This is a genomic window from Streptomyces sp. NPDC001410 (assembly GCF_042895235.1).
In the GTDB taxonomy this organism is placed as follows: Bacteria; Actinomycetota; Actinomycetes; order Streptomycetales; family Streptomycetaceae; genus Streptomyces.
The window spans coordinates 221029-238484 of record NZ_JBIAWE010000001.1; the positions used below are offsets into that span (position 1 = coordinate 221029).

Below are 17456 nucleotides of genomic sequence, written 5' to 3' on the forward strand. Positions count from 1 at the left end.
CCTGCCCCGGTGGACTCCTGACGGTTGCAGCACTTCGGGCGCGTGGGTTCCTGGGCAGTGCACCAGGCCCGCCCGGCCCTCGGGCACCGCGCCCCGCGTGGCCAAGTAGCCCCTGCCCATCGTGCAAAGCGATACAGGCACCGAGGACGACGAAGGGCACGATGACAGTGCACACCTCCATCGAGGCCATCAACCGCATGGCACGGGTGTGTTTGAAGCGGATGCCAGCAGTCAATCGTGATCGTCTTCTCCTTCGCTCAAGAACGCCGGGATGCGGAATGCCTCACGACTCGAGGCGCGGCCCTTGGACGTAGCGCCTGGGCGGAGGGGGCTTCCACCTCAACCCGCACCGGCAGGGTTACGGTCGGGCGGGCTCGACGCCCAGGCGACGGCGTCGTTGAGTTCTCCGTATCCGAACTGCCGTACTTCGGCTTGGACGAAGTGGTTCGCGAAGTGAGGCACGAGGCCCGCGAGCTTGCTGTCGGCCGCCGATGCGACCCTCCTGACCTTGCGATGACGGTCACGGACGAAACGCACATGCCCGCTGTTCGACCTCGACCACGAGAACCTTGGACTCGGGCTGTAGCTGGTGGGACGCGCCGGGCCCTTCGGGCAGTGAGACGCGCCAGCGCAGGGCGGCCTCGCGATCCCGGCAGTCGAAGACGCGTACCACACAGGGCATCAGGAAGCTCGCGAGCCGGGTCGACTGCCGGATCCAGCCGATGTCGCTGACGACGGCGCACCCTTCGAACAGGCGCATGGCGCCGATCCCCACCTTGAGGTCCTCCCACCCGGCCGCTGGGGTGAACGACCGGAATTCCGGGCCGAACTCGTACAGAAGCCGGATGCGACGGCCTTCCCTACGTGCGTAGTCGACGAGCGGCTCGATCACCGCTTGGTAGTCGTCCTTCGAACCTTGAGCCGAGTGTTCTGCGGTATCGACTGGGGAACCCGATCCCGGTGGCCTTCGAGACGCCGCGCGGACTGTTGGTTGCCTGCCTACGCGCCACCGGCCGGAAGGTCTACGCAATCAACCAACCCGCTCGCGGCCGCCCGCTACCGCGACCGCAGCAGCGTCTCCCGCGCGAAGTCGGACGCAGCCGACGCACGTGTCCTGGTCAACGTCCTGCGCACCGACATCAAGACGCACCGCCCGCTGCCCGACGACAGCGAGCTCGGCCAGGCCGTCACCGTGCTCGCCCGCGCCCATCAGGACGCGGTCTGGGGCAAGGGCCAACTGGTCAGCCGACTCCGCTCCCACCTGCGTGAGTACTACCCGGCCGCCCTCATGGCCTTCCACGGCGGCGGCAAGCTCGGCCTGGACTCCGCCCGCGCCCGCGCCGTGCTCGCTGCAGCACCGACCCCGGCCGCCGCTGCCAAGCTCACCCGGCACGCGCATGGCGGCGGTCTGCTCGATGCGGAACCGCCAGGGTCCCTCCGCCACCAGCCGGATGTCCATATCGGTTCGGCCTCCTCGGCGAGCCGTTCCGGCGCGGGACGCCGGGACGGCATCACACATCCAGCGTCACTCGGCAGGCCCACCCCTGCGACTCCCGGGCCAGCCGCAGCCCGTGCAGTGCGACGGCCTTGGGCACGGCCCCGGTCTGCGTGGCCGTCGAGCTGTCGGCCATCCTGAATCGCACCCGTACCCCGCCCGGCTCCGGCGCCACCGAGACGTCCACCGGGAGTTCGTCCGCAGCGTCCATGCGGTAGATGACTTCCTTGAGTACGGCGACCAGGAGCCGGCCGTCGTCCTCGGCCGACACCACGCACTCCCGCGCAACGCAGGAGGCATCTGCGGGCAGTTCGGCGAAGCTGCCGACCACGCCCCGCACCGCCTCCACGATGCACTCCTCGCGTGTCGGCGCCCACGCCTCGACCCGCAGATCACCGGTGTGCGGAACACTCCGATGGCCGCGCAGCGAGTGTCCGGGCCCGCTGGTCATGATCGTCCAGAGATCCGGCCGGTCGGCCGGACACACGTCCCGGCACGGCGGATCATGGTTGACACGTTCCTGTCGCATGGTGCAGGGGGCGTGGGGCACCCCATTCGGCTGGTCACCCCACGCGGTCGCACGGGTGCGGATCGAGGGGTCAGCCGTCCGCACCCGCCGGTCGCGCCCCTGCGGGAGCGGTGGTTCAGCCCTCGATCTCGATGTGATGGGGCTTGGCCGCCTGAGCCTTGGGGACAGCGACGGTGAGGATGCCGTCGGCAAGGGTGGCGTGCACGTCCTCGGCCTTCACCTCGGTGGGCAGCAGTGCCCGGTACTCGAATCGCCCGGTGCGGCGCGTGGCGCGGCGCAGGACGCCTTCCCGTTCGCGTTCCTTCAGCTCCCCGGTGATGTGCAGTTCCCGTCCGCTGACCTCGACGTTGATGTCCTCGCGCTTGATGCCGGGCAGTTCGCACTCGATCTGGTATGCCTCGTCGGTCTCGCTCAGGTCGGCCAACGGCGCCCAGGCCATGGGCTCCGTCCAGGACGGTGCGGCGGACTCCAGGAACCGGTGCATCCGCTCGAAGAATTCGTCGAACTCGGCGGCTATCGGCGGGTAGGCCCGCTCCAGCATGCTGCCGTGCCGGTGTCGTGCGGGCAGAGTCATGAGGCTCACCTCCGCGGATGTGAACTCGAAAAGCCCTGTGACTCTCTCGCTCTCCATCATGAGCGGCTGCTGCCCGGTCTGCGACTCGCACCGGCATGGCACGGATGCTGTGGGAGGGCGTGCTTCGGCGGCCTCGGAATGGGCACGTCATGGTAGGCGTGCGCGTGATGGCCGGCGGGGACGAATGCCGCTCGGGGCGCGTGTCGCAGGCACAGCCACGACTTGCGCGGCGCTGGATCAGACCTCCCGGGAAAACCCGCCCGCAAGGGAAGACCGCCGGGTCACGGGCCGCGCCCCGGCCACTCAGGGGGTGATACGCGGTGTGCGCACCACTTTGTCATCGATCACGCGCACGCTTCGGATCTCTCGCTGTGCGGATTCTGCTTTCCTCCAGTACAACCTCGGGCCTATGGCTTCGCGCGCTGGAGGGGCCTGGAGAGCACGTCGAGGTCCGACCGCCTCCCTCCGGTCGTGGTGCCACCGGGCACGTGCCCTCAACTGGCGTGTCGGACAGGTCGGTTCCTAGACTGTGAGACGTGGTCCGGCCCGACGAGGAGGTCGAGGCACTCCTTCAGGAGTATGCGGATCTCATCGCCATCACCGGAGGCGACGCGTTCAAAGCGCGCGCCTACGAAAAGGCCGCCCGCGCGGTCGGCGGCTACCCCGCCGATGTTTCGCACCTCGACGTCGCGGGTCTGAAAGAAATCCCGGGCGTGGGCAAGTCGATCGCCGAGAAGGTCATCGAGTACTTCCGCACCGGCAAGGTCACGGTGGTCGAGGAGAGGCGGGCCAGGATTCCCGCAGGGGTGCGCCAGCTCATCACCATCCCCACCCTCGGCCCCAAGAAGGCAATGGAGCTTTACGAGGATCTGCACATCTCCTCGGTGGGCGAGCTGGCCGACGCCATCAAGGCGGAGAAGGTGCGCGATCTGAAGGGCTTCGGGGAGAAGACCGAGGAGAACATCCTGCACGGCATCGCCCTCATGCAGCAGGCGGGAGGGCGGATCCCGCTGGGCGCCGCCATGGAGGCCGCCGAGGACATCGTCACGGAACTCTCCCGCATCACGGACTGTGAAGACTGCGCGTACGCCGAATCGCTGCGCCGTATGAAGGAAACCATCGGCGACATCGACATCCTCGTCTCCGCCGGCCGGTCGGCCCCCTTCATGGACGCACTCACCGAGCTGCCCTCCACCGCCGAGGTCATCGCTCACGGCGAGAAGAAGACTTCGATCCGTACCGTCAAGGGCGTCCAGGTCGACCTGCGCGTGGTGCGACCGGACGCGTGGGGTGCCGGTCTGCAGTACTTCACCGGCTCGAAGGCGCACAACATCCGTACCCGCACGATCGCCGTCCGCCTGGGGCTGAAGTTCTCCGAGTACGGCCTGTTCGAAACCGAGGGCGGGAAGCGGGTCGCCTCCCGGTCCGAGGAGGAGGTGTACGCCAGGCTCGGCCTGCCATGGATCCCGCCCACACTGCGCGAGGACCGAGGAGAGATCGAAGCCGGCCTGCGCGGCGAACTGCCCGAGGTCGTGACGGAGGACGACATCAAAGGCGACCTGCACACCCACACCGACCTCACCGACGGCCTCGCCTCACTGGAGGAAATGGTGGCAGCCGCCGCCGAGCGGGGCTAGGCGTACTACGCGGTCACCGACCACGCACCGAACCTGTACATGCAGCGCATGACCGACGAGAAGATCCTGGCCCAGCGCGAGCAGGTGCGGTCACTGGACGGCAAGCACCACAGGATGCGACTGCTGCACGGCACCGAACTCAACATAGGCGCCGAAGGGGAGGTGGACTGGCCCGACGAGTTCCTCCGGGGCTTCGACATCTGCGTGGCCTCCGTCCACTCCCACTTCAACCTCGACCGAAACGATGACCCGGCGGATCGTACGCGCCTGCGAGAACCCCCCACATCAACGTCATCGGCCACCCCACCACCCGCCTGATCGGCAAACGGCCCGGCATCGACGCCGACCTCGACGAGGTGTTCGCCGCCTGTGCCCGCACCGGCACGGCCCTGGAGATCAACGCCCAGCCCGACCGCCTCGACCTGGGCGACGAGGACATCCTCCGGGCCAGGAGTCACGGTGCGAAGTTCGCCATCGACACCGAAGCCCACTCGGTCCCCCAGCTCGCGTACCTCCGCTACGGAATCGGCACGGCACAACGCGGCTGGCTCACCCCGGACGATGTGATCAACACATGGCCACTGCTGCGGCTGCGCCGGTTGCTGCGCAAAGACTGGGCGGACTGAGGCTGCGCTGCGCGGGCGTCCCGACAGGCATCGCATGCCCCGTCACCGGGGACCTGCCACCACCGTTCCAACCCGTTGAAGCGGGACGCCTACCTGCTCGGGCTGCGCGCCGAGGCAATGCCGAGGGTGCCAGGGCCGGAGCACCGGTTCAACACAAGTCACCCCCGCGGGACGACAGCCACCGGGCAGTGCGCGTGCTGCAGAACGGCGTGCGTGACCCGGCCCAGGGAACGGCCTACGTGGTGCGCGGGCCTGCGTGCGCCGACCACGACGAGATCCGCGTCCAGGGACGCCGCGACCAGTGCACCGGCCGGCGACGGGACCCTCACGACCTCTTCGGTCACCTTGAGGTCCGGGAACTCCGCCTTGACGGAGCCGAGCACGCGCGTGCTCGCCGCGGCCTTCGCCTCCACGGCACCCCGCACCGCGTCGGCCATGGGCACCATGCTTCCGACGTACTGGATGTAGGTCCACGCACTCAGCAGGCGCAAGGTCGCCTTCCGCCGCCTGGCCGTCTCCCCGGCGAAGCGCACAGCTTCGAGGTCCCCCTCATCCCGTACGCCCACCACGATCACCCCGCTCGACGGCCGCTCCGTACCACGCACGACGGCCACGGGACACGTCGCCTGTTCGGCCACCGTCAGCCCGACCGACCCCAGCAGCAGCGCGGAGAAACCACCCGTCCCCCGTGAACCCACGACGATCGTCACCGTGGCATCCCCGGCGTGCGGCACTGCCGATGCGGCCCATATCAGGCTGTCCGCCACGGGTTCCCGGCCGACCTCCGTGGTGACCGTCAGGTCAGGCGCCCTGTCGGAGGCCGCGGCCGCCGCTTCGGCCGCCAGCGACTGGGCGGCCTCGCGGACCCGCCGGGTGGTTTCGGCGGACAGGCGCTGCGCCAGGTCGAGGTCGACGGCGCACACGATGTGCAGGGGCTGGTGCCGCAGAGCGGCCTCCTGCGCGGCCCACAGCACGGCGCGGGCCGCTCCGGCCGAGCCGTCCGTCCCCACCACCACCGGTCCCTCAGACATACCCGATCAGCTCTTCCCGGCACCGAACAGACCCCACCGTCTCGGCCCCGGCCGGGCGACGGGGCGTCACAGCGGCACCCCCGGTTCGGTGTACCGCAGCAGCACCCCCACCCCGTCCTCCAGGGGCAACTCCTCCCGCGGCACGACCACCAGCTCCGCGCCGGTGCGGACCAGTGCGCGGATCAAGGCCGCGCCGGGTGGTACCTCCTGGAAACCGAGGACGCCGAAGGACTCCAGGTCGGCGGCTGACAGAGCGATCTGCGTCGGCTCGGAGCCCACCCACAGCCGCACGGGCGGGTCGACGGGCGTGTTGAGCAGCAGTGCGCCTGCCTGAGCGCGCTGCAACGCGGCCACGACCGCAGGCATTCCCTCGACCGCGTCGGCGTGCTGGGTTCGCCGCGCCCGGAACGTTTCCACCCGAGCCTGGTCCCGCTCGCTCATCCGGCCCCGGAAGACCTCGCTCAGCTCCTGCTCCAGCAGCGCCCGGCCCTCACCGGCCGTGTGCCCGTCACCCGCGACTGTGACCACGCGCTCACGCAAGGGGCCGGGTATGCGGTTCACCAGGACATTGAGCGCCCATGCGTCCCCGCTCAGCACGATCACCTCGGCATGGGTGCGGTGGACCAACTCCGCCAGCTCACCGGCGACCTCGGCGGCGCCGTGCGGCCACCGGGCCGCAGGACCACTCCGGTGGTGACGCGTTCCAGGTGCGACGGTGCTGCTCGGCCACCTCCCCGTCTGGATGTCCACCTCCAGTTCTTCCGGCGCGCCGGTCTCCGGGCGCGCCACACGGTGCATGGTGGCGGCGGCATACGGGATGTCCGGCGCGTGCTGGACCGCGAGCGGCATCACGTCGGGCAAGGCGCTGAACCGGGCCGCGTCGTGCGCCGGCGGGTCGGGCAGTTCTTCCACCAGGGCCACGTGGCCGTGGCTCGCAAAGATGGCCTGCCCGTGTCGCCCGGAAACCTCCCGGTCCGTGCCCGCCACATCGGAGACAACAGCCACGGTGGCATTGTCGGCCCCCTGCTGCGCCAGATCCTCACGCAGATGCCGACGCCGCAGCCTGATCGCCGCCTCCGGGTTGCGGACGTCACGGGAGGTGTCGAGGTAGGCGCAGGCGTAAGGGCCCGGTCGTGCGTACACGGGATCGAGAAAGGTCAGTTCCACGGTCGCTCCTCATCACGGTGGCCGGCCGAGCCACCCCGAGCCGCTCCCTCCCGGCCACCGCTTTCGGTGTCACCCCAAACCCGCTTCCGCTGCTTCCAGTAGACCTCCCGGCCACCGATTTTGCGCGCCGGACGGTGCACCGCCAACTCACAGGTCGCAGAGCATGCCGATCGCGGATCGAATCCGCAGGGGAGGATCCGCGGCCTGCGCGGACGCGAAACGAGGCAACCGCCGTGCGCCGCCTGGGACGGTCGTCGGCCGCGGGTGCCCGCAGCAACGGCGACTCGGTTCCAGAGCCACGGCGGGTCGCGGCGAATCCGCGATCAGCACGGCCGTGGAGCGAACCCGCAGTCGAAGTGCACGGCATCCAGCGGCAGTCCTCAACCTCGGTGTCATAAAGAAGCTCCTGCCAGTACCTGTCGAGACCGGAGTCCAGGTTCGGCGCGAACCCGAAGGTGTCGCTCCGGTCGACAAGGGCCACACGGCCGGAGCAGGCAGGCGGCGCAGTGCCGGGCCGCGACGAGGCCGCCCGTGCCGCTCATCGGGCGAACCTCGTGAGGCCGAAGGGCCGACTTTGAGCAGGCGGACGCTACTGGCAGCGGACCCGGTGTCGGTCGGGTCCCGCGTTCTGTCGGCGAGAGGGCCGCCACCCACCAGGCGCCATGCAACTGTCCGCGTCGTGGCGGCACCTGGTCGGTGGCCGCAGCCCTGTACCGTGCCGACGGACAGTGCGTCCCGATCTTCGGTACCTCTCCTGCAAGGGACATGGCGATGGCGCAAGGAACAGCGCAGTGGTTCAGCGTGGACAAGGGCTTCGGGTTCATCACCCCCGACGGGGGCGGCGACAACCTCTTCGTTCACTACAGCGCCACCCACATGCCCGGTTACAAGAGCCTGGAGGAGGGCCAGCGGGTCGAGTTCACCATCGTCCAAGGGCCGAAGGGGCCACAGGCCGACCAGGTCGTACCGCTGTAGTGGCATGGCGAGCGACCACACCGGGCAGCCCGACGAACCCGGAGATGACGAGCATGGACCGCTCGCCGCGGGCTACGCGAACAGCCGCGACCATCTGCGGCACGCGCTGACCCGCCTTGAGACCGTTCTCGCTCAGAACCTTGGGATCGGGGCCGCCGCCGAAGAGTGCAGCGCCGTGGTGTTCGGGGCGCCGGGCGCGCCTGGGCGATCCGACCTGGAAGTGATCGGGATGCGTGACCGAGGTGGAGGTGAGCCGCTATGACGCTTCCCGGACTTGGTTACCCTGCGTCGCCCTGGAGTAGGTCACCTCGCCAACTCCGCCGTGCGCTCGAAACAGGTACGAGTTCTTGCTGGCGTGCCTCGGGTGCCTCGGCGATCGCGGGTCTGGTCGCGCACGCCGAGGTCGGTCCCGGCACAGCCAGGCCCACACCGCACGCCGGCTGTGCAACAGCGCCAGAGCATCTCGTACCCGGCCTCCTGAACCTGGCCGAGCACCCCAACGACGCCGACGTGCGCGGTGGATGGGCCGTTGACCGGGGGCTCCGCGATCGACTTCTCACCTCCTCGGGGCGGCACCCATCAGCCAGGTCACCGTACGGCTGACGTCCGACAACGACAGGATCCCGACGAGTCCGCTCTGGTCCATCACCAGGACGCGGTGCTCGGCGCCGGGCTCCATGCGGGGCAGCAGATCCGCCAGTGAGTCGTCCGGACCAGCAACGGTGGTCCGCGACAGCGGCACCATCACCTCACCCACCGTCACTGTCCGGGTCTGTGAGTAGTCGGCGATCAGCGACGCCACGGGGGCTGCAGCCGGCGGAACCAGGAACCAGCCCGCCGGCCTTGGCGGCTGACTGCGCCTCTGGCCCGGTGAGCTGCCCCGTTCTACCGTGGAAGCCGAGGCTGGACCGTCGGGCAGACGCAAGACGGAGGGCGTGGTGAGCGCGGGCAGCATGCACGGGGACGAGCCGCTGAGACTGCATCTGGACCAGGTGCTGGACGAGGTGCAGCCGCGCGTCAACGCGATCCGTGAGACCCGGGACCGGGTGCGTACTCTGCTGGAGGCGGTCCCGGCCGTCGGCCGAGGGCTGGAGTTGCCTCAGGTGCTACGGCAGGTCGTCGAGGCGGCTGTCGTGATGGTGGACGCCGAGTACGGGGCGCTCGGAGCGATCGGCGAGGACCATGAGCTGGTGGAGTTCGTACCAGTCGGAATCCCTGACGAGGTCCGGGAGCACATCGGCGCGCTGCCGCAGGGCCACGGAGTCCTCAGCCTGCTGATCCGGCACCCGGCGCCGGTGCGGATCGCGGAGATCTACGATCACCCGGATTTCCACGGTTTCCCCGAGCACCATCCACCCATGCACTCGTTCCTGGGAGTTCCCGTGCGGGTGCGGGACGAGGTCGTCGGCAACCTGTACCTCGCGAACAAGCGGTCGGCGAAGGAGTTCGACGCGGAGGACGAGTCGGTCGTCAGCACGCTCGCAGTTGCGGCCGGGGTGGCCATAGACAACGCCCGCCTGCTCGCCGAGGGGCAACGTCGGCAGGCCTGGCCGACCGCCGCCGGGGAGGTCACGAGCAGTCTGCTGTCGGACCAGCCGCAGAAGGAGGTGCTGCGGCTCGTCATCGAGCACGCCCGGCGGAACGTCTCCGCCGACCTGGGCATCGTCCTCGTCCCCGCCGAGGAAACGGACGGCCTGCGCACCGCCCTGGCGGACGGCGAAGGGGCGGCAGTGCACAACACCGGCCTTCGGCTCTCGGCGCGGGACGGATTTCTCGCGGCGGCGGTCAGCGGCTGCGAAGTCGTGGTGACCAGCGACATCGTGCACGATCCGCGGACTGCTGCCGAGGACGCCGGACAATGGGCGGGGTTCGGGCCCGCGGTGGCCGTCCCGATGAGTACGGGCAGGACAGTCCACGGTGTGCTGTTCCTGGCGCGCCACCGGGGGCGCCCGGCCTTCGGCGCGGCCGAGACCCGACCGCTGGCCGACTTCGCGGGACACGCGGCCGTGGCGATGGAGCTGGCAGACCGGCGGCAGGAAGCGGAACAGGTCGCCCTGCTGCGCGAACGGGAGCGGATCCTCCACGACCTGCACGACATCGTCACCCAGCGGCTGTTCGCATCGGGTCTGGGCCTGCACGGCGTCCAGCCGTTCGTGGAGCACCCTGAGGCCGCGGAGCGGCTGGCCCGGACCCTGGACGATCTCGACACCACCATCAAGATCATCCGCTCCGTGATCTTCGGGCTGCATACGTCAGGAGAGAGCCCGAAGGACCGGGACCACGGTGCCGGGTGACCGCAGCCAGGCGCTGAGCGACGCCGCCCCGCACACCGCAGTGAGCACCGACGATGTCCGTCTCCGCCCCCTGCTCGCGCCGGGCGGTGCGGGCAGGGGGCGGAGAGCGGCCTCTGTCGCCTGTTGGGCACCGGCTGCTGGACTGTCTGTTGGGCCCCTTGCCCGGCGGCCAGGGTTTCCTCGCGGTTCGCCCGGGCCCGCGGATCGGGCAGGGGCCCGGGCGGGGGTGTGGTGTTGCCTCAGCCGACGATCGGGGCGGCGCAGTGGTGGGCCCCCTGCGCGCCGCCTGGATCGCGCTCCTGACGGCAGTACTGGTGACGCTCGTCGTGATGGTGATGTGGGTGCAGCGGCCGCTTCGCCTCCTGCCGACGGGGGCTGGGAGCCGGTGGATGGTGGTCGCGCTCTATACCTGCGGCCCCCTCACAGCCTTGTTCTCCGGCCGCCCGCCGTCCCACGGCTTTCCCGCGGACCCGCGAAGGGGAGCAGGTCGCGGGCGGCGGTGAACGCACTTGAGGCCGGGCACCCGGGCGTCGAGGCCCGACGGGCGGCCAGATCTCCCCATGGGAAAAGACTGCGTGGCACCGAGTCGGCAGCCCTACGCACTGCCTCTTTCATCCAGCGGCAGGCTGATCGGATCGGTGCGACATTGACCGGGTAGGTGACGGGCCACTCTCATCAGGAGGTTGCCGTGAGCGACTTCGATCGCCAGACCGTTGGCAAGGAGGCCCGTCTGACCGTTCCGCGGCGCGTCTGGACACCGGAAGAAGAACGCCGGGAGGAGATGCTACGGCGATATCTCGCAGCCGTCGCCGCGGCCGCGGCCTCACAGGCCGCCGCACCAGAACCCGTCCCCGACGAGGGGACAAGGCCGATTCACGAGCGCGAGGCTGCGACGCCCCGACGGCCGCCCGCACCGCGCGTGCGCCAGGTCATGACTGTCCCCGCCGTCTCCGTCCGCGGGGACACACCGTTCCTGGACGTCGCCCACACGCTGTGCCACGAGCACGTGAGCGCCGTACCCGTCGTCGATGCCGAGGACCATGTGATCGGAGTGGTCTCCGAATCCGACCTGCTGGCCAAGGCCGCCGTCATGTCCACCCCGCACCGCCCCGGCCCGCTGGCCAGGCTGCGCGAGCACCGCCTCTACGAAAAGAGCCGCGGCGAGACGGCCGCCACGCTCATGACGTACCCGGCCATCACCGTGCATCCCGGGGACCTGGTCACCGATGCCGCCTGGAGTGCCGCACGCTCCCGCCTCAAGCGGCTGCCGACCATCTGGGCCGGCTGGTGGGCGTCGTGAGCCGGATCGACTTGCTGCGATCCCTGGTACGCGACGATGCCGAGATCAAGGAAGAGATCGAGGGCCGGATCCTCAGGGGGGACCTCCTCCTTGACCCGGCCACCTTCCGGGTGGAGGTGGAGAACGGCGTGGTGACCGTTGAGGGACAGCTGGATGTGGATCTCCTTCCCAAGCTGCTCGACCACGTCAGCGGAACCACGGCCTGACGCGGCGGACCACCCCGTCCACCGGCCATGCAGTCCTCCAGCGCACATCCACAGTCGCCGTGCCCCGTCCAGGCCCTGGCCTCGCCTGCGCATCCCGCCAGCCACCTGGCGAGCGCGCGCAATACCGGGCATGTTTCACCCCGCCATACCGGGCAGTGCACGCCTTCGCTCCAATGGAGACCCAGCCACCAAGCCACACCGCACAAGTGGGAACCGATGGCCCGGACCGCGGTGTGGTGTGGGCGGGCGCCGGTCGGTGCCCGCTGGGAGGCCGGATGGTTTCAACTCTCACAAAAGGGTAATGATCTGGCATTTACTCCGATAGGCGACCGAGTATCAGCCGTACCCTGACTGCCGGCATTGTGGAGGTGAACCGATGACGACGGCGACCATGCGTGCGGCGCGTTTTTCCCGTGCCGGTCGCCGATTGCGGGTGGAGGAGGTGCCGGTGCCGCAGCCGGGGCCGGCGGAAGTGCTGGTCCGTGTTGAAGCCTGCGGGATATGCCTGTCGGACGTACACATGATCGATGGCACCATCGACTGCCCGCTGGAGGAGGTCACCCCAGGCCACGAGCCGGCGGGCACCATCGCCCAGGTGGGGGCCGACGTGCCGTATTGGCAGCCGGGCCAGCGGGTGGTCATCGCGCCGGGGAGAGCTTGCGGCTCCTGCCGCCACTGCGGGGACGCCCTGGCCTGCCTTGCCCCCCAGACGATGGGGCAGAACTGGGACGGCGCCTGGGCGGAGTACGTCATCACCCCGTTCCAGACGTTGGTGGAGGTGCCCGACGGGGTGCCCATCGAGCAGGCGGCGATCTGCGCCGACGCGGTGGCCACACCGTTCTCAGGACTCGTCGAGCGAGGTGGGCTGCGCCCTGGCGAGACCGTCGGCGTGTGGGGGGTCGGTGGCCTCGGCGTGCACGCCGTTCAGATCGCCCGCCTGGCAGGGGCGAGCCTGATCATCGCCGTCGACACTCTCGACGCCGCCCGCCGACGGGCCCTGGAGGCCGGAGCCGACCATGCCCTGGACCCGGGCACGGCTGACGTGCCCGAGGAGGTACGGCGGCTCACCGACGGCGAGGGGCTGGACCTGACGGCCGAACTCTCCGGCGTCAACAGCACGCTCGACCAGGCGGTCTCCTGTCTCGGCCGGTATGGACGGGCTGTCATGATCGGAATGTCGCCGGAGCCGATCCGTCTCACCGAGAACACGATCCTCTTCGGCTACTACAACCACTCCGTCCTCGGCCACGACGGCTACACCCGCCGCCACCTCACCCAGCTCATGCGCCTGCTGGCCTCCGGCCGCCTCGACCTGTCCCGCTCGGTCTCCGACGTACTGCCCCTGGAAGAGGTCACCCGGGGTGTCGAGCGGCTACAGACGAAGGAAGGCAACCCAGTCCGGATCGTGGTCAAGCCGTAGCCGGGACCGCGCCCCGGCGTGCACGGAGAACTCGTATGTCGGTGACCTCGTACATGCGCAGGCAAGGGACGATCTGCGCGATCATCACCGTGGTGATCAACTCACCGATCACCTGGCTCGGCCATCGCCGGACGCGCTCCGTGCTGCTCGCCGGGAACAGCGGCATCGTCGTTGACGTCTTCGTGACCTCGATCCTGCTGTCGCTGCTGGTCTCGCTGTTCGTCTCCGCAGGGGTGCGCCACGATCTCGACGCCGGACGCGTCAGGGCGACGGACGAACCGCCCAGAGCAGGACGTGTGCTGGCGCGGCTACCCGCACGATGGTGGGCTCTTGGCCTGCTGCTCGGGCTGGGAGTGGCGGTCGTCGCCACCGTCACGCTGCGGCTGCTCGGTGCCCTGGGGCTGTCCGGTCTTTCCCTGGCGGGATTCGTGCTGTTCATGGCCGTGTACACCGGCCTGCTCGGATACGCCGTGACACGCTGGGTGATCCTTCGACAGCTGGCGGAGCGTCGGACGCGCACGACGGGCACAGGCGGCTGAGCCCGGCACCGCCTGAAAGTTCCGCGGGTGTCACTGCGGTTCTCATCACACTCGGCGCGTTCCAACAACCCGGCCCCCGCGCCGACACCCCCCAGCCAGTCCTCATCACCGTCGGGGACACCGTCCAAGACGCTCGCCCTCAGAGTCGATGCCCACCTACCCGGGCGCAACGGTGACCAGCCACGTCGACGGGTCCACTCTGCTGCACTCCGGCGACCCGTCAGCAAGGTGGGGGCGTTCTACGTGGACACTCTGGCCCGAGAGGGATGGACGACGATTTCCAAGTACCAGGATGAGTTCAGCGTCAACATCATTGCCAAGCGGGGCAACGACGGAGTAACCGTCCAGGTCAGCCCCAGCGGATCAGCACAGCTCTTGCCCGCAGCCCGCAGATTGCTCGATCCGCTTGGCCAGTCGGGTAGTCGGGGGCGTGCAGGGCATGAGGCACCTGGAGTGACGTCGCCCGGTGGTCTGCACAACTCCCCCGGGACATGACCAAACGGCGCGGGGAAGAAGAAGCGTCGACCGGAGGAGAATGCCGGGGTCGGCGCGTTCTCCTCCGGCCTCCTGGAAAGGGCACTATCCGTCGATCACCTGACGTGATCATCTTGCCAGGATACGATCACCCTTACTCACCCTCAGCCGACTCCTCACTCTCAGCCTTCGGCGCCTCTACTTCCTCCTTCTCCGTTTCGGCTGTGGGCTGTTCGCCTTCGGTCGAGGTCTCCTCGGATTCTGCCGTCTCACCGGTCGCGGGGGCTTCCGCCTCCGCGCCTTCCGTGACCTCCTCCGCTTCGGCCGCCGGCTGCTCGCCTTCGGTCGAGGTCTCCTCGGGTTCCTGAGGTTCTTGTTCGGTGTCGCTCATGTGTTCACCTCCGTCTCGCGGCACACAAGTCAAGGAGTTCTGGCGTGGCCGCCCGGGACCACCCAAGATCCAGGAATGCATAGATTCATATGCTTTACGCCTTTTGTCCTATGCCTCGAAGATGGGGATGTCAACGGCCCCGGGACATGAACTGCAGTTGCGAATACCAGGCAACCGTCCGGGCGCCCGCCTGGCCCGGAATCCCGAACCGCACGTCGGAGAGCAGGGGCGTCACTGACAGCCCTCTCCCGCATGCGCGTGCACCCACACCGGGTGAGGCGCTGGGGGTATGGCCGAACGTCGCGTGACCGTGTCCCCGCCGACCGAGAGAGGCGGTCGGCATGTCCAGGACGTGGACGAAGTCGATGTGATCGACTCGCCCCTGATCGAGTGGCACGGCGGAGGCCCTGAAGTCTGGCCGCCCATGCCCTGAGAGTGCGCCGAACGACCCACGTCTCACAAGCAGGGGCAGACCCGTAACAGAGGAAACCCCAGCCCGCCGAGGGGCCATTTCCGCTAGGTCCGGCAGGTGTTTGCGCGCTGCCGAGCGGCGAACCGAGCAGGACCCGCACCGATGATCCGGATCCGCCGTCGGCACCCGTCCCACCAGACGAACCCTCCGCGCCGATCCGCCCCGATCCACACGCGCGAGCCCGCCGCCGTCTTCCAGTCGTCCCGTCCCGTACTGTCTCCTCTTCCCTCTCGTCTGCCGTCCGCCACCGCGCCCAACACGCGCGCGATCATGCGGGCACTCCGGGCGGAGCCACACCACCGGTTCGCCGTTCGCCCCGGCATGCGATGGCCACGACGACGTGGCCATCCACGCCCTGCGCACCCCGCGCAGGTGACCCCTGGTGCCCTGGGCGGACGCAGGAAAAGCGGGCCCGCCGGGCCACGCCCGTCAGCGGCCAGCCTGCCTTGTCACTGAACCTGCGCCCCCACCGCCCCCTGGTGGCAGTGGACTTCGCAAAGTCGCGCGGTAGCGGCCGCATGCGGTCGAGCCTCACGCCGCACGCCGGGACAGACATCTCCCGCCGGCCGGCCAGTGGGGGACATACGCCCACTGTTCAGGCTCCGTGGCCGGAGCCGCGGATCACGACTACTGGGCACGGGGCGTGCTGCACGCAGTGCTGGCCGACCGAGCCCAGTAGTGCCTCACGGAATCCGCCGTGCCCTCGGTTGCCTACTACCAGCAACTGCGCTCCTGCGGCGGCATCGAGCAGGACGGCGGCCGGGTGTCCGTGGGCCGAGATGGGGCGGAGGTCGACCGGCCGTCCCGGGCCCGGGCCGAGGGCCTCGTCGATCGCCCGGTCCAGGATCTTGCGTACTTGCTTCTGGTAGTCAGCCGGATCCTTGTCTGTGGGCGGCGCCAAGCCGTGCCAGGCCGTCGGGAAGTCCCAGGCAATGATCGCGTCGACCACACCACCCATCAGCTTCGCCTGGGCGACCGCCCACCGCAGGGCTTCCTTCGACGGTTCGGAGCCGTCGACACCCACCACGATCCGCGGAGCGGACGTCGCTTCGTTGCTCATTACACACCTGCCTGGTCCGCGCCTGGTTCTCCCTTTCCACCATCCCCGTGGCAGCAGCGGGCCGCCACCTCAGTCAGCGGATCTCGAGGGCACAAGAGCAGATCCGCCGGCTTCCCGGAGTTCGAGTCACTCCATGGGCCCAACGCCCCGCGCAGTACACCGTCGGCCGGGCGCATACTCAAAAGCGTGCCGGTTCTTCTGAAGGGAAGGGCTGAGCTGGAGGAACGCTGATCGCGGGTGGGGCGGGTAGGGATCCTTCTGCCGTGGCGGCAAAGGGGGCGTCGATGGGCTCATTGCGCGAGGAGTTGGAGTCGCGGGAGGCAGCGGTTCGCGCCGCATTGAGGAACTCAAGGCGGAATTCTCGGAGTTGACGGTGCGGTTGGAGGCCGAGCGCGAGAAGCTGTCGCGATTGGTGATCACGCGGGAGACCGTGGCCGAACTGGTGGCGCAGGCCGGTGTACGGGAGCCGGAGCCTGCTGGGACGTCTGCTCCGGTTGCGGTCGAGGGAGGCTGGGATCCGTGGCAGAGGGCCGCGCTTGCTGCGATCCGGTCCCCGATTCGCCAGGCGAGGCGAAGGCGCGGAGCATGGAAATGACCCGAATGCCGTCGTTCGCGGAGGTGAACCGCGATGAACCTGCCCGTACGCCACCGGCCCGGCCAGCTCCTGGAGCGGCCGTTTCCAGCCCTGAGCTGGAGCGAACCGATCGCCGCCGAATTCAACGAACTCTTCGAGCGGATGAACCGGTTCCTGGAGGCCGCCGGCGTCACCCCTGCGGTCGGCACCTGGGCGCCCCTGGCCGACCTGCAGGAAACGGACGACGCCTACGTGGTCGAGGCCGAACTGCCCGGCATCAAGCGCGAGGACATCGACGTCGAGATCAGCGAGCACGAACTGTGCATCACCGGCGAGTACAAGGAACGCGAACGTGAAGGCGTGCTGCGTCGCAGCACCCGGCGCGCCGGGCGGTTCGAATACCGGGCACTGCTGCCTTCCGACGCCAAGGCCGAAGAGATCACGGCGACGTTGGCCGACGGGGTGCTGACCGTCACCGTCCCCAAGGCCCAGGAGGCCAAGCCGCGGCACATCGAGATCACCCAGGCCTGAACCGCAGCAAGGCAAGGTGACGGGGCGGTTGGCGTCGCCCGCCCCGTCGTATGGGCGGCAAGGCCGCCACCGTCGTCATCCGGCCTGGTCCGGTACCGCCCCTCGGCAGTCGAGCCGTCGGGGACGGAACCCGTCGCCCCGCAACCTCCCCCAAAGTGCCT

The 17456-nt window shown here is 69.4% G+C and carries 16 protein-coding genes and 2 pseudogenes; 9 read left to right on the forward strand and 9 right to left on the reverse strand.

The window, feature by feature from the left end:
- Positions 1 to 339 precede the first annotated feature (339 nt).
- Together ACFY3C_RS01005 and ACFY3C_RS01010 are read right to left on the reverse strand one after the other, a co-directional pair.
- A complete protein-coding gene (locus tag ACFY3C_RS01005; protein WP_390769205.1) occupies positions 340 to 537 on the reverse strand; it encodes an STAS/SEC14 domain-containing protein in 198 nt (65 codons plus the stop codon).
- The gene (locus ACFY3C_RS01010) at positions 521 to 1030 is read right to left on the reverse strand and encodes an STAS/SEC14 domain-containing protein (RefSeq protein WP_390769206.1); all 510 of its coding nucleotides are present in this window, start codon (positions 1028 to 1030) and stop codon (positions 521 to 523) included. Before ACFY3C_RS01010 ends, ACFY3C_RS01005 begins: the two co-directional genes overlap by 17 nt.
- On the opposite strand from ACFY3C_RS01010, the pseudogene ACFY3C_RS01015 reads away from it, so the two are divergent.
- Positions 952 to 1387: pseudogene (locus ACFY3C_RS01015) on the forward strand (transposase); the annotation flags it as partial. The gene ACFY3C_RS01010 and the pseudogene ACFY3C_RS01015 sit on opposite strands and share 79 nt — an antisense overlap.
- 124 nt (positions 1388 to 1511) lie before the next feature.
- Here the strand turns inward: ACFY3C_RS01015 and ACFY3C_RS01020 are convergent.
- A complete protein-coding gene (locus ACFY3C_RS01020; RefSeq protein ID WP_390769207.1) occupies positions 1512 to 1946 on the reverse strand; it encodes an archease in 435 nt (144 codons plus the stop codon).
- A gap of 193 nt (positions 1947 to 2139) precedes the next feature.
- Positions 2140 to 2598 carry an Hsp20/alpha crystallin family protein gene (locus tag ACFY3C_RS01025; RefSeq protein WP_390769208.1) on the reverse strand — a complete coding sequence of 153 codons (459 nt, stop codon included), beginning with the start codon at positions 2596 to 2598 and terminating at the stop codon, positions 2140 to 2142.
- A gap of 536 nt (positions 2599 to 3134) precedes the next feature.
- Here ACFY3C_RS01025 and polX point away from each other — a divergent pair.
- Positions 3135 to 4861, forward strand: a pseudogene (gene polX, locus ACFY3C_RS01030) (DNA polymerase/3'-5' exonuclease PolX).
- 158 nt (positions 4862 to 5019) lie between these two features.
- Here the strand turns inward: polX and ACFY3C_RS01035 are convergent.
- Positions 5020 to 5892 (reverse strand): universal stress protein, encoded by an 873-nt coding sequence (locus ACFY3C_RS01035; RefSeq protein ID WP_390769209.1) that lies wholly within the window; start codon positions 5890 to 5892, stop codon positions 5020 to 5022.
- 66 nt (positions 5893 to 5958) lie between these two features.
- Positions 5959 to 7059: a hypothetical protein gene (locus ACFY3C_RS01040; RefSeq protein ID WP_390769210.1), complete on the reverse strand. Its 1101-nt coding sequence runs from the start codon at positions 7057 to 7059 to the stop codon at positions 5959 to 5961.
- Between the two features lie 771 nt (positions 7060 to 7830).
- On the opposite strand from ACFY3C_RS01040, the gene ACFY3C_RS01045 reads away from it, so the two are divergent.
- A complete protein-coding gene (locus tag ACFY3C_RS01045; protein ID WP_390769211.1) occupies positions 7831 to 8034 on the forward strand; it encodes a cold-shock protein in 204 nt (67 codons plus the stop codon).
- Positions 8035 to 8590: 556 nt separating this feature from the next.
- On the opposite strand, the gene ACFY3C_RS01050 is transcribed toward ACFY3C_RS01045, so the two are convergent.
- Entirely contained in the window at positions 8591 to 8836 is a 246-nt protein-coding gene (locus tag ACFY3C_RS01050) for a CBS domain-containing protein (protein WP_390769212.1), read from the reverse strand.
- A gap of 136 nt (positions 8837 to 8972) precedes the next feature.
- On the opposite strand from ACFY3C_RS01050, the gene ACFY3C_RS01055 reads away from it, so the two are divergent.
- From ACFY3C_RS01055 to ACFY3C_RS01075, 5 genes are all read left to right on the forward strand, one after another.
- Positions 8973 to 10328 (forward strand): GAF domain-containing protein, encoded by a 1356-nt coding sequence (locus ACFY3C_RS01055; protein WP_390769213.1) that lies wholly within the window; start codon positions 8973 to 8975, stop codon positions 10326 to 10328.
- 688 nt (positions 10329 to 11016) lie between these two features.
- On the forward strand, positions 11017 to 11628 hold the full coding sequence (locus tag ACFY3C_RS01060; RefSeq protein WP_390769214.1) for a CBS domain-containing protein: 612 nt from the start codon (positions 11017 to 11019) through the stop codon (positions 11626 to 11628).
- Positions 11625 to 11834 (forward strand): BON domain-containing protein, encoded by a 210-nt coding sequence (locus ACFY3C_RS01065; protein ID WP_390769215.1) that lies wholly within the window; start codon positions 11625 to 11627, stop codon positions 11832 to 11834. Before ACFY3C_RS01060 ends, ACFY3C_RS01065 begins: the two co-directional genes overlap by 4 nt.
- A 391-nt stretch (positions 11835 to 12225) precedes the next feature.
- On the forward strand, positions 12226 to 13254 hold the full coding sequence (locus ACFY3C_RS01070) for a zinc-binding dehydrogenase (RefSeq protein WP_390769534.1): 1029 nt from the start codon (positions 12226 to 12228) through the stop codon (positions 13252 to 13254).
- A gap of 35 nt (positions 13255 to 13289) precedes the next feature.
- Entirely contained in the window at positions 13290 to 13793 is a 504-nt protein-coding gene (locus ACFY3C_RS01075) for a hypothetical protein (protein WP_390769216.1), read from the forward strand.
- 628 nt (positions 13794 to 14421) lie between these two features.
- On the opposite strand, the gene ACFY3C_RS01080 is transcribed toward ACFY3C_RS01075, so the two are convergent.
- Together ACFY3C_RS01080 and ACFY3C_RS01085 are read right to left on the reverse strand one after the other, a co-directional pair.
- The gene (locus tag ACFY3C_RS01080; protein ID WP_390769217.1) at positions 14422 to 14658 is read right to left on the reverse strand and encodes a hypothetical protein; all 237 of its coding nucleotides are present in this window, start codon (positions 14656 to 14658) and stop codon (positions 14422 to 14424) included.
- A gap of 1067 nt (positions 14659 to 15725) precedes the next feature.
- Positions 15726 to 16190 (reverse strand): universal stress protein, encoded by a 465-nt coding sequence (locus tag ACFY3C_RS01085; RefSeq protein ID WP_390769218.1) that lies wholly within the window; start codon positions 16188 to 16190, stop codon positions 15726 to 15728.
- 628 nt (positions 16191 to 16818) lie between these two features.
- On the opposite strand from ACFY3C_RS01085, the gene ACFY3C_RS01090 reads away from it, so the two are divergent.
- Positions 16819 to 17295 (forward strand): Hsp20/alpha crystallin family protein, encoded by a 477-nt coding sequence (locus ACFY3C_RS01090; RefSeq protein WP_390769219.1) that lies wholly within the window; start codon positions 16819 to 16821, stop codon positions 17293 to 17295.
- Positions 17296 to 17456 lie beyond the last annotated feature (161 nt).